This window comes from Ruminococcus sp. 210702-SL.1.03 (assembly GCF_020559915.1).
In the GTDB taxonomy this organism is placed as follows: Bacteria; Bacillota; Clostridia; order Oscillospirales; family Ruminococcaceae; genus YE71.
Window position 1 is genome coordinate 72370 of the sequence record NZ_JAJCLZ010000004.1, and the last position, 13167, is coordinate 85536.

Here is a 13167-nt window from a genome sequence, read left to right on the forward strand (position 1 = left end):
TTCATCGCCCTCACTTTACGAATTTTTCGATGAACTCCGCGTCGTTGAAGTAGTCGATTCCTATCGCGCGGCGTACCTGCGCCAGCGTTTCGTCTGATACTTCGCGCGCCTTTTCAGTGCTTTTTTTCAGAATGTTCAGCAGCTCGCCCTTGTCTTTAGCGAACTCTTCGCGGCGTGTGCGTATAGGCGCGAGCATTTCCTGCATTACGCAGTTGAGAAATTTTTTGCACTTCATATCGCCCAGTCCGCCGCGCTCGTAGTGCTCTTTCATCTCGGCGAGGTTCTTGTATTCGGGCAGGTATTCCGCAAAATGCTCGTCGGTAGAGAATGCTTCTAGGTAGATGAATACGGGGTTGCCCTCGGTGTGTCCCGGGTCTGCAACGTTTATGTGCGTCGGGTCGGTGTACATCGACATTATCTTCTGCTTCAGCGTCTTTTCATCGTCCTTGAGGTAGATGCAGTTGCCGAGCGATTTCGACATCTTAGTGCCGCCGTCCGTGCCTACAAGTCTGTTGCAGGTCGAGTTGTCGGGCAGTATAGCTTCCGGCTCTACCAGTATGTCGCACTTGTAAATGCGGTTGAATGAAGATACTATCTCGCGCGCCTGCTCCAGCATTGGCAGCTGGTCTTCGCCTACGGGAACGTACTTCGCGCGGAATGCCGTAATGTCCGCCGCCTGGCTTATCGGGTATGTCATAAAGCCTACGGGCAGGTTGCGCTCAAAATTTCTCATCTTTATCTCTTGCTTTATCGTGGGGTTTCTTTCGAGCCTTGACATAGTAACGAGGTTCGAGTAGTACATAGGCAGCTCGGTAAGCGCGGGTATGTGCGACTGTACGAAGAGGTTCGTCTTGTCAGGCTCAAGCCCTACCGCAAGGTAGTCGAGAGTTACTTCCAGTATGTTCTGGCGTATCTTCTCGGGATTCTCGGCGTTGTCGGTGAGCGCCTGTAAGTCTGCTATCATTACGAATGCATCGTACTTTCCGGTGTTCTGCAGCTGTACGCGTTTTTTCAGCGAACCTACATAGTGTCCGAGGTGAAGAGCACCGGTTGGGCGGTCGCCTGTTAAGATGATATTGTTTTCTTTTTCCATGATGAATTTCTCCTTATCATATATTGTCAAGTTCGGCGGCTTCCTTTATCGCGTTCACTACCGCCATTGATTTGTTTACTGATTCCATATATTCGTTCTCGGGCACGCTGTCGGCTACTACTCCGCCGCCTGCCTGAACGTATGCCTTGCCGTTTCTGAAAAGCACCGTTCTGATAGCTATGCAGGTGTCTATGCTTCCGTCGAATGCAAGGTAGCCTACCGTGCCGCCGTACAGACAGCGCTTTGTGGTCTCCAGCTCGTCGATTATCTCCATAGCTCTTACCTTAGGCGCACCCGAAAGCGTACCCGCGGGAAGCACCGCCATAAGCGCGTCCATCGGCTTTTTGTCCGCCGCAAGCTCGCCCTTTACGTTCGATACTAAGTGCATTACCTTAGAGTATTTCTCGACTATCATGCAGTCCGTCACCTTTACCGTGCCGAATTTGCATACTTTTCCGAGGTCGTTTCTGCCGAGGTCTACCAGCATGGTGTGCTCGGCGCGCTCCTTCGGGTCGTTAAGTAGCTGCTTTTCGTTCGCTGCGTCCTGCTCTTCAGTTTCGCCGCGCTTTATAGTTCCCGCTATCGGGCGGTTGATCACCGTTCCGCTGTTTACAGAAACCAGCATTTCCGGCGAAGCCCCCGCGTATGCGTAATCCTTGCCCTTAAAGTAGAAAAGATACGGCGAGGGGTTCGTAGTCCTCAGCATACGGTAAACGTCGAAGCTGTCGGGCGGGTTTGAAACTTCAAATCTCTGTGAAGGCACTATTTGGAATATATCGCCGTTTTTGATGTACTCTTTAGCTTTCTCAACGTTAGCCATATACTGTTCTTTGGTGATGTTCGAGCGTACCTCTATGCTGCCGGAGGTCTTTGCCGTTTTCTTAGGCTTGCGCGTATAGTTGCGAAGCTGCTCGATTATTTTCTTTGCGGTCTGCTCGCATTCTGCATACTTGCTCTCAGCGTTGTCCGCCGTGTTGATGTTCTGTATGATGACCGCCTTGTTGCTCAGGTGGTCGTAAGCTACCAGCTTGTCGAAGAAGTAAAGCTGAGCGTCTGGCATTTTCAGATCGTCGTAAGGCACGTTCGTCAGCGTCTTTTCAAAATATCTCACCATGTCGTATGCGAAATATCCCATAAGTCCGCCCGTCAGCTTCGGTCTGTTTGGGAACTTCGGCGCTTTGTTTTCCTCGATTATCTTGTTGAAGAAAGCTATCGGGTCTTTTACGTCAAAGTGTTCCTCGCCGCCGTCCTTGCTCTTTATTACAGCTTTGTGGTCGTTCAGCGTTATCTCTTTTTTCGGTTCTATTCCGATGTACGAATATCTGCCCCACTGGTCTTTGTTGTCTACCGATTCGAGTATGAAGCAATTTTCATACAGCTCGTGCAGACAGTTGAAAAGGTGTACCGGCGCGAACGAGTCGATGAGTATCTCGTAAAAAGTAGGTACGTTCTTGTACTCGCCCAGCAGTTCTTTTACTTGTTCGATATTTGGATACAGCATATCGATGACCTCCATTTAATCATCTCGGGCAGTAAAATCGGGAAATCCGCCAAATTTTTTTCTGAAATCAAAAAAGGCCTTAACGCACATAGCAGTTACGCTATGGGACGATAAGACCGTGGTGCCACCCAATTTTTACGGCAATGATTTTGCCGCCTCGGCAGGTACGCTCAGTTTCTTCGCAGAAGAGAGATATACCCTGTCACACTAACGCAGGAAACGCGGCGATCGATACTTGGCCAAAAGCTTTTCACGACGCTCCTCACAAATCCATTCACCCAAACATCGGCTGTATGCTCGCACCACCCGCATACTCTCTGAAAACCTACTTAAAGGCTACTTACTTTTGCTCAAAGGATTTCAAATATTAAACTTTACAATAATTATTATACTTGCACGATGTGAACATTTCTAATAAATAAAATGAACTTTCTATTAAATATCCTATCAGCTTACTTCTTTCTGTACTTTTTCTGCACATTCATTATGTAAATAGCAGTAGATCCGGCAGTAAATATCACGATAACGGCAATCGCTATCTTAAATTCCGTCGAGTGCGGGAAGGCTTTTGCTACCGCTTTTTTAGCCGCTGCCTGCGAGCGGTTCACCGATTCCGTCGCGATAAGCGGTATCTCGGCTATCGTTTCGCCCTTGTATGTCAGCGTGAGCATACCCAGCTCGTCGCCTGCGTATACGGGCGCTACCACGTTGTCGTATACCTCTATGCTCTGCTTCACTTCGTCTTTGGGTATGTAGCTCGGCCAGAATTTGGTGTAGCCCTCCGCGGGCTTTATGGTTACATAGTCGCGCTTGTCCTCGCCAAATTCCACCTTTACCTCGCGAAGCTCGCTGTTTTTGTCAACAAATTCCGTTTCAGCAAGGTAGTTGAATGCCCATTCGTAAAGATTTATGTGGTCGATGAGATTGTAGTAGACCGTGTCCGCGGCATATACCGAAGAGGGGTTCTCCTCGCCCTTTGTAACGTCCTCAGCCGTCTTTTCCATCGGCGCGCCCATTGATACTATCATGTATCTTTCGCCGTCGTTCACGGCGTATGAGGCTAAGCATCTGCCCGCTGCGTCAAGCGTGCCAGTCTTTATCCCGCGGCAGTATGAGTAGTAGTAAAGGCTGTCGTTGGCAAGCATCTGGTTCGTATTGTAGATGTATGTTCCGTCGGGGTGCTCGGTGGTAGGCGCAAGGGTGTAGTCGTACATAGATACCACGTCGGTGAACACCTGATAGTTGTCGAGCGCGTAAACGCACATTTTTGCAACGTCCGCGCAGGTGGTGTAGTTGTTGTCACCCGAAAGTCCGTGTGCGTTTGAGAAGTGGCTGTCCGCCATTCCTATCTCTTCCGCCTTTTCGTTCATGCGGTCTGCAAATTTGTCCAGCGAGCCGCTCACCCCTATCGCAATGATGTTCGCGGCTTCGCAGGCAGAGGGCAGCATGAGCGCGCAGAGCAGGTCGTAGCAGGTTACTTCCTCGTTAGGCTGAATGTCTGCGGTGGAAGCGCCCGTGCCGTAAAGCTCATCGAAAGCTTCCGTGCCTGCCGAATATTTCGTGCTTTTCAGCTTGTTTTCGTCGCCGTCAAATTCGTCCAGCAGCACTATCGCCGTCATTATTTTTGTCAGCGAAGCGGGCACGCGCTGTTCGTTGCTGTTTACGTCTATTATCACATCGCCCGTGTCCATGTTGAACATATATACCGATTCCGAGTACAGCGAAAGCGGTATAGTGTTGCCGTCCTCGTCGTATCCCTTTACCGGCTCGAAGTTGAAAGCTTCGGCGGTTATCCCGCAAAGCTGTATCGAAACGAATACCACCATGCAGAGCGCCGCCGATATTCTTTTCAGCATTTTTTTACTGCGCATTTATTTGTTCCTCCCGAATTATTATCTCTGTAATTCATGTTTTTGCCCTGTTTTAAGAGCACATATAAATATTATATCAGCATTTATTTTTTATGTCAAGCGCCCGCGCGTAAATTTTGCCGTAAAAAAAGCGCTTCGGTATCTTAAAACCAAAGCGCTTTTGATTATCCTCAATTGTTGTTACTTACGCTATCGAAAAAAGCTTCATTCTGCCGCTCTTGCCCTGCGGTTCCAACCGCCCTAAGTAGGTCAGTATGTTCACGGCTATCTGCGCCAAGTCGTAGCATATGCCCGCTTTTGCCGCAAAGTCTTTTATGCAGAATTTCTCGGGCAGTCCCTGCGGTATGAACATATCGTAGTCGGCAGGGCAGAGCAGGTCTATCTCGCCCGTCAGCCGCTGAGGTATTCGGTCGCACCTCTGCGAGCCGCGCTTGCGGTCTTTCGAGCGCCTGCCGTTCTGCCAGCGCGTTTCCGTAAGCTCCAGCATCAGTATCTTGAAGTGCATATGCGGGTTGTCGAGCGTGTATTTTATCTTTATCAGCTCGTAAAATGCGTCGTAAGGTCTGCCTTTTTTCGGCGACTTGTGCGGCGGCGATATCTCGCCCGTTTCGGGGTCTATCCACCGCATATACTTCACCTCCGCTATCGGGTAAGCCACCGTTACGTCCGTGCAGTCCAGCAGTACTTCCAGCTTCGGGCGCAGCGGCGTGAATGAGCCTGTCTGTATCTCTATAACGCCGTTCTCGCCGATTATGTCGGCAACGTAGTTCCCCAGCGGCACTTCGTGGTTCTCTGCGTGCGGCTCGAGATATTTTTTCAGCACGGCGTGCAGCGTTTTTTCGCTGAGCGTGCCTATCCCGCTGCGCTCGCGCTTTACGCCGATGACCTCCTCGCAAGCTTCCTGAAATCGTAAACTGTCCAAAAATCTACCCTCGTAAGTTTGTGGCGTATCAGGTTATGCTGTCTATGGTCAGCTTCTGGTATGTGTCGGAGTATGTTACCTTCATCTTGTCGAGTATGTCCGAATATACCTGCTGGCGCTTCGGCAGATCGTAGCTCTTTATCAGCTCGTCGATGTTTTCCTCTACGTAGTCCATGTCCATAGGCATTCTCTTGATTATCGTCCAGCCGAAGTTTTTGTTTTCTATAAGCCCGCTCGTTTCGCCCTCGTTCAGCGAGAATACCGCGTCGAGGTAGTCAGAGTCGTAGTTCGAGTCCGGCGACATGAATTCGCCCGCCGTGTAGCTTTCCTGAAGCGAATCCCAGTTGTACTGGTCGAGCAGATCGTCGAAATCTTCGCTGTCGTTCACCTTTTGCAGGCAGGCGTCCGCGACTTCCTTAGCCGCTTTCTTAGATTCTTCTCTGCCGTCGTCGTTCAGCGCGTCGTAAGCCGCTTTCTTTACGTTGTTCTTCTGCTCCAGCGAGTAGCCATCGTAAGCCGAAGCCGTGCTGTCGTCGCTGAGCTCGGTCTTACACCAGTAGGGTATGTATATCGTGCGGACGCAGGCGTACTTAGCGGGGTCTTGCGCTATCTCGCGGAATTCGTCTTTTTTGGTCGCGTAAACGCCCTCGTTGGTGAAAAGCTCGTTCTCAGCCTTGACGTAAAGCGCCGCAAGCTCCAGTCTGTTCTTGTAAACTTCCGTAGTCAGATATGAATTTTTTAAACTCTGCTCAAAGTTTTCTTCCGAGCCTGCCTGCTCCAGACTTGCATTATACTTGTCCTCGTTCTCTTTCTTCTCATCGTCGGTCAGCGTTACTGAGTTGTCCTCGCAAATGCGGTAGGTAACGTAGTCCTGCATGATAGCTGAGATAGTCTGGTTCAGCAGATTTTCAAAGCCGTTTTCGCTGTTTTTCAGCGAGTCGAGAGTTATGCCGTAGTTCGATTGCAGGTCTGAAAGAGTGTTCTCATAGTAATATCTGAAAGTGTCGAAGTCAACGTCGTGGCCGTCTATCGTGCATATTATCAGCCCGTCGGTGTCTACCTCTTTGCCGTCTATCACAAGTTTAGCGTCGGGCGCGTTCTGCTGCGCGGCAGAGTCGGTCGTGCTCTGCGAAGCCGCCGAGGATACGTCCACGCTCGATGATGAACTGTTGTTGTCCTTTTTATTGCAGCCTGTAAGAGCCGCAGCCGCAAGTATAAGCGCTAGAGTAAGCGCGGATATTTTTTTTATCATAGTGAAGATTCCTTTCTTTTTGCATACGGCTGTAAGTATAGCCATAAAGATATTTTAATTATATTATCTATATGTGATAACAATGTGAAGACCCTATAAATTTTTTGTCATTAAAGCGCATACCGCCGCTTATTTTTTCTTTTGGCGTTTGACAAACCGTTTATTTGCATATATAATAGTAGTGATGTATTTTGTCAGAAAGGATATGCTTTTATATGGAATTTCCAAGATATATAGCCCACCGCGGTCTGCACGGCACGGGCGTTCCCGAAAATTCGCTCGCCGCTTTTGAGCTTGCCGCTCAGCGCGGTTTCGCGATAGAGCTTGACGTGCGCTTTACCGCTGATAGAAAAATGGTCGTCTTTCACGACGCCGACGCCCGTCGTATGTGCGGCTTTGATATCAAGATAGCCGATACTTCTTACGCCGATCTCAAAAAGCTTCGCCTTGCCGAGAGCCGCGAGCGTGTACCCCTGCTTACCGAGGTGCTAAAGCTCATCCGCGGTCGAGTCATGCTCTTTATAGAGCTGAAAGAGTCGCCCGCCGTGCCCGACGCCGAAAAGCGCCTTGCCCATCTGCTGAAAAAGTATAAGGGCGCTTTCGCCGTGCAGAGTTTCGACCCGTTCACCCTTCTGCGCTTGCGTGAAGCCGACCCGTCTATAATACGCGGTCAGCTCGTTTCCACCTATTCGGGCGATAAAAAGCTGCTGCGCACCGCCGCCGCGACTAAGACCGTTTGGCGCGCTATCTCAAAGCCGCAGTATCTCGCGTGGGACTTGCGCTCGGTAAGCTTAGACGCTGCTTTCGCCGCCGCCGATATAGGCGCGCATTTCATAACATGGACGGCGAATAACGAACAGCTCATAGAAGCGGCTGAGGTTTTCTCAGGCTCGATAATTTTCGAGAATATCCCGCAGAGCTATTTTGCAGATAAGTGCGGTGGAGCCGATGCCTGATACCCGCGCTTTTGCCGACCCGATAGCCTATATCCGCTCCTGCGCCGAGGCTGACGAGGATGTTTTCTCTGCCGAATTTTCCAGCGCTGAGGCGGCTTATGAAGAGGTATATTCCGCCGACCTCTACTCCTGCAAATTCTCCGCCTGTCGCTTTACAGACTGCAATTTTGAAAAGGTCTATTTTAAAGACTGCGAGTTTTCCGGCTGCGACCTTTCAAATTCCGCGTTCTCCGATTGCTGTTTTAAAGGCTGCAAATTCCGCGGCTGCCGCCTGCTCGGCATCTCGCTGGACGAATGTGTCTGCGAAGGCGTGCGCTTTGAAAACTGCACGCTCGATTACGCCGTGTTCAGTAATTCCAAGCTCGCCGTCACCGCTTTTTCCGAAAGCGCGATGCTCTCGGCGGCTTTCATAAGCTGCACTCAGCGCGGATTGTCTTTCGGCGGCTGTACTATTACCAAGCCGCAGTTTACCCGCACATCTCTTAAAGGCGTTGACTTTTCTGATAGCCGCCTTTCGTCGCTTGTGACTTCCGATGATTTTTCCGAGCTTCGCGGCGCATATTTCACCCCCGCGCAGGCAGCCGAGCTTGCCTTGCTGATGGGCATTAAGATCAAAAATTAAACAAGCATAAAAAAACGGCAGCTGTAAAAAGCTGCCGTTTGATATTATCTTAATTACTTGTTCATAGCCTCTTCCAGCGCCTTAGCGAGCTGCGCGGGACATGATGTGCCTTTGCCGTTGCAGTCGGTGTCTTTCAGCAGGTCGATGACTTCCTGTGCAGGTCTGCCTACTGCGAGTTTTGCTACGCCCTGAGTGTTGCCGTTGCAGCCGCCAATGAACTGCACGCTTTTAACTATGCCGTCCTCTACGTCTACGTTTATCTGTCTTGAACATACTCCGTGAGGTTTGTATGCTATCTGTGCCATTTTTAAGAACTCCTTTTTATTGATTTTGTTGTGCCTCAGCAGAGTGCTTCTTGCTCTTCTGCTTGTTTTCAGCTATCTTATCCAGCAGCTTGTGCATATTGGCGTCGTCGGTAAAACGGCTGCCTATATATGTAACTTCGCTGTTGTATAATCCGTGAAAGTCTGAGCCGCCCGTTGCTATCAGGTCGTGCTCGGCGCATTTTTTCAGCAACTCAGCCTGCTGTGCGCTGTCGGCGGAGTAGTGGTATACCTCTATTCCGTCAAGCTTGCCTTTTTCTATAAGCTCGTCCATAAGCTCTAAATTGTCGAAAAGATGCGGGTGCGCCAGCACCGCCACGCCCTTTGATGAATGTATCAGGTCAAGCACGAAATTAACGTCGGGGTATTCGCGCTGTACAAGGCATTCGCCGTTAGGGTAAGCGAAAAGCTTGTTGTTTATCTCGCCGTAAAGCTCGGTAGCGTAGCCGTAGTTGCAGAGCGCGCGCATTATGTGCTGCTTGAATATGCTCTTCGAGCCTTTGGTGTACATTCTTACCGCGTCCTGCGGTATGGGGTAGCGCTCCATTACTTTGTTTATCATGTCTTTGGCGCATTCTGTTCTTATAGAGCATGATTTCAGGCATAAGCCCTCCAGCCTGTCCGGCTTCTGCGGGGCGTAGCAGAGTATATGTACTTTCATATTTCTCGTTTTATCCCATGCCGAAAGTTCTACCGCTGGTATGATATTCACGCCGTACCGTTCGCCCAAAATGTGCGCGCGGTTAGACGATGAAAGCGTGTCGTGGTCGGTAATAGCGAGGTAGTCGAGATTCATACGCTTAGCCTGTAAAATAACTTCTTCTATTCCGAGCGAGCCGTCGGAAAGCGTTGTGTGACAATGAAGATCGCCGATCATAGAACCTTATCCTCCGTTTTACTGATTTATCACTATAAAAATGACACATATATTATATCACATTTTTGTACATTTTGCAAGCTTTTTAACAAAAATTCGCCGCATTATCACATGATTTTTATAATGATTGTATGTTCTCACAAATCGCAGACGGTTCTTTTGTGCATTTGGCATATATATCATTGCCGTATTGAAAGCATTATTTGGCTTTACTCAAAGAATTTTTCTTCAAACCATACTTTCTTAGCCGTAAAGCTTTTGCCGTTGAGGTACTCCAGCGAGCCGCTATCGGTAGTGAAATCAAATGTCAGCTTGTACGAGCAGAGCGCCTGCGTTTTTACATTATACGCACGGTTCACTCGGTTTATTCCGTACTTGCCGTCGCCCAATAGCGGGTAGCCCTCGTGCGCTAAGTGCGCGCGTATCTGGTGGGTGCGCCCCGTTATCAGGTCTACCTCCAGCAGGGCTAAGTCTTTTTCGCGGTTTTCTTTCAGCACGCGGTAATCGGTTATCATAGTTTTGTTGAAAGAGTTTTTCTTGTCCCATACCTTTACAGTCTTGGTCTTTTCATCGCGGCTGTGGTAAGCTGTCAGCCGCGCCTGCTTTTTCTGCGGTATGCCTACCGTTACGCATAAATACTGCTTGTGAAGTTCGCGGTCTTTTATCTTCTGATTCATCACCCTCAGCGCTTCCGCCGTCTTTGCGCATATCACTATGCCCTGCGTGTTGCGGTCGATGCGGTTGCAGAGAGCGGGCGTGAACGATTGTTCTTTCTCGGGGTCGTATTCGCCCTTTTCGTACAGATAATGCAGCAAGCGGTTTATCAGCGTGTCGGGCGTGCCGCTCTCGTCCTCGTGCACCACCAGCCCAACGGGCTTGTCTGCAAGAAGTATGTTCTCGTCCTCGTATATCACGTTCAGCTTAGCGGGCGCGGCGAGAAAGCTTTTGCTGTCCTCGGCATTGGTGAAAAACTCGTCGTTTATGTACATCTGTATAACGTCGCCCTCGCAAAGCTTCTGCGAGATCTCCATGCGCTTTCCGTTGCATTTTATGCTCTTCTTGCGTATGTATTTGTACATCGCGCTTTTCGGCAGAGCGGGGCAGACTTTCGTGATGAATTTATCCGCGCGCTGTCCCGCGTCGTTTTTTTGTATGGTAAATTCTTTCATGCTTGTTTATCCTTTTTAGTCCGGCGTTTCTTTCCGCGAGTTTCGGTAAGCTCGTAGCTCATCTCCAGCAGCGCCGCAATTTTTTTATCCTCCACTCCCGCGTTCAGCAGTATGGTTATCCAGTACTGCTTGTTCATGTGGTACGCGGGGTAAAAGCCCTCTTCCATCAGCAGCGAGCCGATGAGCAGAGGGTCGCATTTCACGTTCAGTATCTCGGCTGGCGCGTTCGGCTCGGCGCAGTCTTTCTCCAATACGCCCCTTCTCACCGTCATCACCAGCCCGAACCATTTTGAATTGTCACGTCGGCGAAGCACGGCGGCGTCTGGCGTGCGCGCCCACATATACTCGGGCTGAGCGCCGCATATCTCGTCCGCTTTATTAAAAATAAACAGCCGCTGCGGGCTGCGTTTGTCTGGATATTCCATTTGAAAACCCCTATAATACTGACTTATCTGCTTAAAATAATGGTAACATATTTTTGTGAAAAATGTTATTTACATTTATAAAGAATTAGTGTATAATAGAATGTGAGTAATGTAAACATTAGTTCTGCAAAAGGCGGTGGAAAGTATGGATCATTTTGAATTAGTTTCTGATTATAAGCCCGCGGGCGACCAGCCGCAGGCGATAGATAAGCTGGTAGAGGGCATAAACAGCGGCATGAAAGAGCAGACCCTGCTCGGCGTAACAGGCTCGGGCAAGACGTTTACTATGGCAAACGTTATCGCCAGAGTAAACCGCCCTACGCTCGTCCTCGCGCACAATAAGATACTTGCGGCGCAGCTCTGCACCGAGTTTCGCGAGTTTTTCCCGAATAACGCCGTGGAGTATTTCGTCAGCTATTATGATTATTACCAGCCCGAGGCGTATATACCCAGCAAGGACGTGTATATAGAAAAAGATTCTTCGATAAACGATGAGATAGATAAAATGCGCCACTCCGCTACCACCGCAATAGCCGAGCGGCGTGATGTGATTATTGTCGCTTCCGTATCCTGCATATACTCCCTCGGCGACCCTGAGGAGTATAAGTCGATGGTGGTATCTCTGCGCCCCGGCATGGAGATCTCGCGCGACGAGCTTGTCGCAAAGCTTGTGGGCATACAGTATGAGCGCAACGATATAGATTTCTCGCGAAACAAATTCCGTGTGCGCGGCGATGTGGTGGAGATATACCCCGCCGCTAATACCGATACCGCTCTGCGCGTAGAGTTTTTCGGCGATGAGATAGACCGTATCAGCGAGATAAACGTGGTAACAGGCGAGGTTATATGCCGCCTCAGCCACGCCGCGGTCTTCCCCGCCACGCACTATATAGTCGGCAGGGATAAAATGCGCGATTCGATAGAGGATATAAAGCAGGAGCTTGACGAGCGCATAAAGTATTTCAAAGACCGCGATATGCTGATAGAGGCTCAGCGCATAGCTCAGCGCACGAATTACGATATTGAGATGCTGGAGGAGATAGGTTTTTGCCCCGGTATAGAGAACTACTCCCGTGTGCTGGCGCGCCGCCCCGCAGGCTCTGTGCCGTACACCCTGCTCGACCATATGCCGAAAGATTTTCTGCTTATGGTGGACGAGAGCCACGTCAGCCTGCCGCAGGTGCGCGGTATGTATGCGGGCGACCGTGCGCGAAAGACCACGCTTATAGACTACGGCTTCCGCCTGCCCTCGGCGTGGGATAACCGCCCGCTGACTTTTGACGAATTTTACGAGCATATAGATCAAGCGGTGTTCGTTTCCGCAACGCCCGGCCCGATAGAAAAAGAACATTCTCAGCAGGTGGTAGAACAGCTTATCCGCCCTACAGGTCTGCTAGACCCCGAGATAGACGTTCGCCCGACTGAGGGGCAGATAGAGGACTTGCTGTACGAGATAAATATGCGCATAGAGAAAAAGGAGCGCGTGCTAGTCACTACCCTTACAAAAAAGATGGCGGAAGACCTCACGAATTACCTAAAGGGCTTTGATATAAAGGTGCGCTATATGCACCACGATATTGATACGATAGAACGTATGGAGATAATCCGCGACCTGCGCTTGGGCAAATTTGACGTGCTGGTAGGCATAAACCTGCTGCGCGAGGGTCTTGATATACCAGAGGTATCGCTGGTGGCTATACTCGACGCCGATAAAGAGGGCTTCCTGCGTTCAGAAAGCTCGCTGATACAGACGATAGGCAGAGCCGCGCGAAACAGCGAGGGCAGAGTTATCATGTACGCCGACAGCGTTACAGGCTCGATGGAGCGCGCGATACGCGAAACCAACCGCCGCCGCGAACTGCAGATGAAGTTCAACGAGGAGCACGGCATAACGCCTAAGACGATAATCAAAGACGTGCGCGACGTAATAGAAATATCCACCAAGGAAGAGGTAGAGTACACCGCCCGCCAAAAGACGAAGCTTTCAAAGGCGGAAACGGCTCAGCTCATAGAAAAGCTCACCCGCCAGATGAAGGAAGCCGCCAAGCTGCTTGAATTTGAGCACGCGGCTTATTTGAGGGATAAGATTTCTGAGCTGCGTGGGGAGAAGAAATAAAGACAGATAAGAAAGCGATCAAGAAAGGAAAGATAAATCA

12 protein-coding genes and 1 other annotated feature are annotated in these 13167 nt (G+C 50.0%); of the genes, 3 read left to right on the forward strand and 9 right to left on the reverse strand.

Features of this window, described 5'->3' with window-relative positions:
• Positions 1–10: 10 nt before the first annotated feature.
• The 5 genes from trpS to LI114_RS03785 form a co-directional block, all read right to left on the reverse strand.
• Positions 11–1093, reverse strand: a complete 1083-nt coding sequence (trpS, locus tag LI114_RS03765) for a tryptophan--tRNA ligase (protein WP_227219457.1) — start codon at positions 1091–1093, stop codon at positions 11–13.
• Between the two features lie 16 nt (positions 1094–1109).
• A complete protein-coding gene (gene trpE, locus LI114_RS03770) occupies positions 1110–2594 on the reverse strand; it encodes an anthranilate synthase component I (protein ID WP_227219459.1) in 1485 nt (494 codons plus the stop codon).
• Between the two features lie 100 nt (positions 2595–2694).
• Positions 2695–2957 (reverse strand) — a binding site (T-box leader).
• Between the two features lie 89 nt (positions 2958–3046).
• Positions 3047–4465: a D-alanyl-D-alanine carboxypeptidase family protein gene (locus LI114_RS03775; protein WP_227219461.1), complete on the reverse strand. Its 1419-nt coding sequence runs from the start codon at positions 4463–4465 to the stop codon at positions 3047–3049.
• Between the two features lie 184 nt (positions 4466–4649).
• Positions 4650–5387 (reverse strand): hypothetical protein, encoded by a 738-nt coding sequence (locus tag LI114_RS03780; protein ID WP_227219463.1) that lies wholly within the window; start codon positions 5385–5387, stop codon positions 4650–4652.
• Between the two features lie 28 nt (positions 5388–5415).
• The gene (locus tag LI114_RS03785) at positions 5416–6639 is read right to left on the reverse strand and encodes a peptidylprolyl isomerase (protein WP_227219465.1); all 1224 of its coding nucleotides are present in this window, start codon (positions 6637–6639) and stop codon (positions 5416–5418) included.
• Between the two features lie 215 nt (positions 6640–6854).
• Between LI114_RS03785 and LI114_RS03790 the strand changes: the two genes are divergently transcribed.
• Both LI114_RS03790 and LI114_RS03795 read left to right on the forward strand, forming a co-directional pair.
• Positions 6855–7595 carry a glycerophosphodiester phosphodiesterase family protein gene (locus tag LI114_RS03790; RefSeq protein WP_227219467.1) on the forward strand — a complete coding sequence of 247 codons (741 nt, stop codon included), beginning with the start codon at positions 6855–6857 and terminating at the stop codon, positions 7593–7595.
• Positions 7588–8217: a pentapeptide repeat-containing protein gene (locus LI114_RS03795; RefSeq protein ID WP_227219469.1), complete on the forward strand. Its 630-nt coding sequence runs from the start codon at positions 7588–7590 to the stop codon at positions 8215–8217. The genes LI114_RS03790 and LI114_RS03795 overlap by 8 nt, the downstream gene beginning before the upstream one ends.
• A gap of 53 nt (positions 8218–8270) precedes the next feature.
• On the opposite strand, the gene LI114_RS03800 is transcribed toward LI114_RS03795, so the two are convergent.
• From LI114_RS03800 to LI114_RS03815, 4 genes are all read right to left on the reverse strand, one after another.
• Positions 8271–8513: a TIGR03905 family TSCPD domain-containing protein gene (locus LI114_RS03800; RefSeq protein ID WP_413770895.1), complete on the reverse strand. Its 243-nt coding sequence runs from the start codon at positions 8511–8513 to the stop codon at positions 8271–8273.
• A gap of 25 nt (positions 8514–8538) precedes the next feature.
• Entirely contained in the window at positions 8539–9417 is an 879-nt protein-coding gene (locus LI114_RS03805; RefSeq protein WP_022127398.1) for a PHP domain-containing protein, read from the reverse strand.
• Positions 9418–9626: 209 nt separating this feature from the next.
• Positions 9627–10586, reverse strand: a complete 960-nt coding sequence (locus LI114_RS03810) for an RluA family pseudouridine synthase (RefSeq protein ID WP_227219473.1) — start codon at positions 10584–10586, stop codon at positions 9627–9629.
• On the reverse strand, positions 10583–11011 hold the full coding sequence (locus LI114_RS03815; RefSeq protein ID WP_227219475.1) for an MmcQ/YjbR family DNA-binding protein: 429 nt from the start codon (positions 11009–11011) through the stop codon (positions 10583–10585). Before LI114_RS03815 ends, LI114_RS03810 begins: the two co-directional genes overlap by 4 nt.
• 145 nt (positions 11012–11156) lie before the next feature.
• Between LI114_RS03815 and uvrB the strand changes: the two genes are divergently transcribed.
• Positions 11157–13127, forward strand: a complete 1971-nt coding sequence (gene uvrB, locus LI114_RS03820) for an excinuclease ABC subunit UvrB (protein ID WP_227219477.1) — start codon at positions 11157–11159, stop codon at positions 13125–13127.
• The last annotated feature ends 40 nt before the right edge of the window (positions 13128–13167 follow it).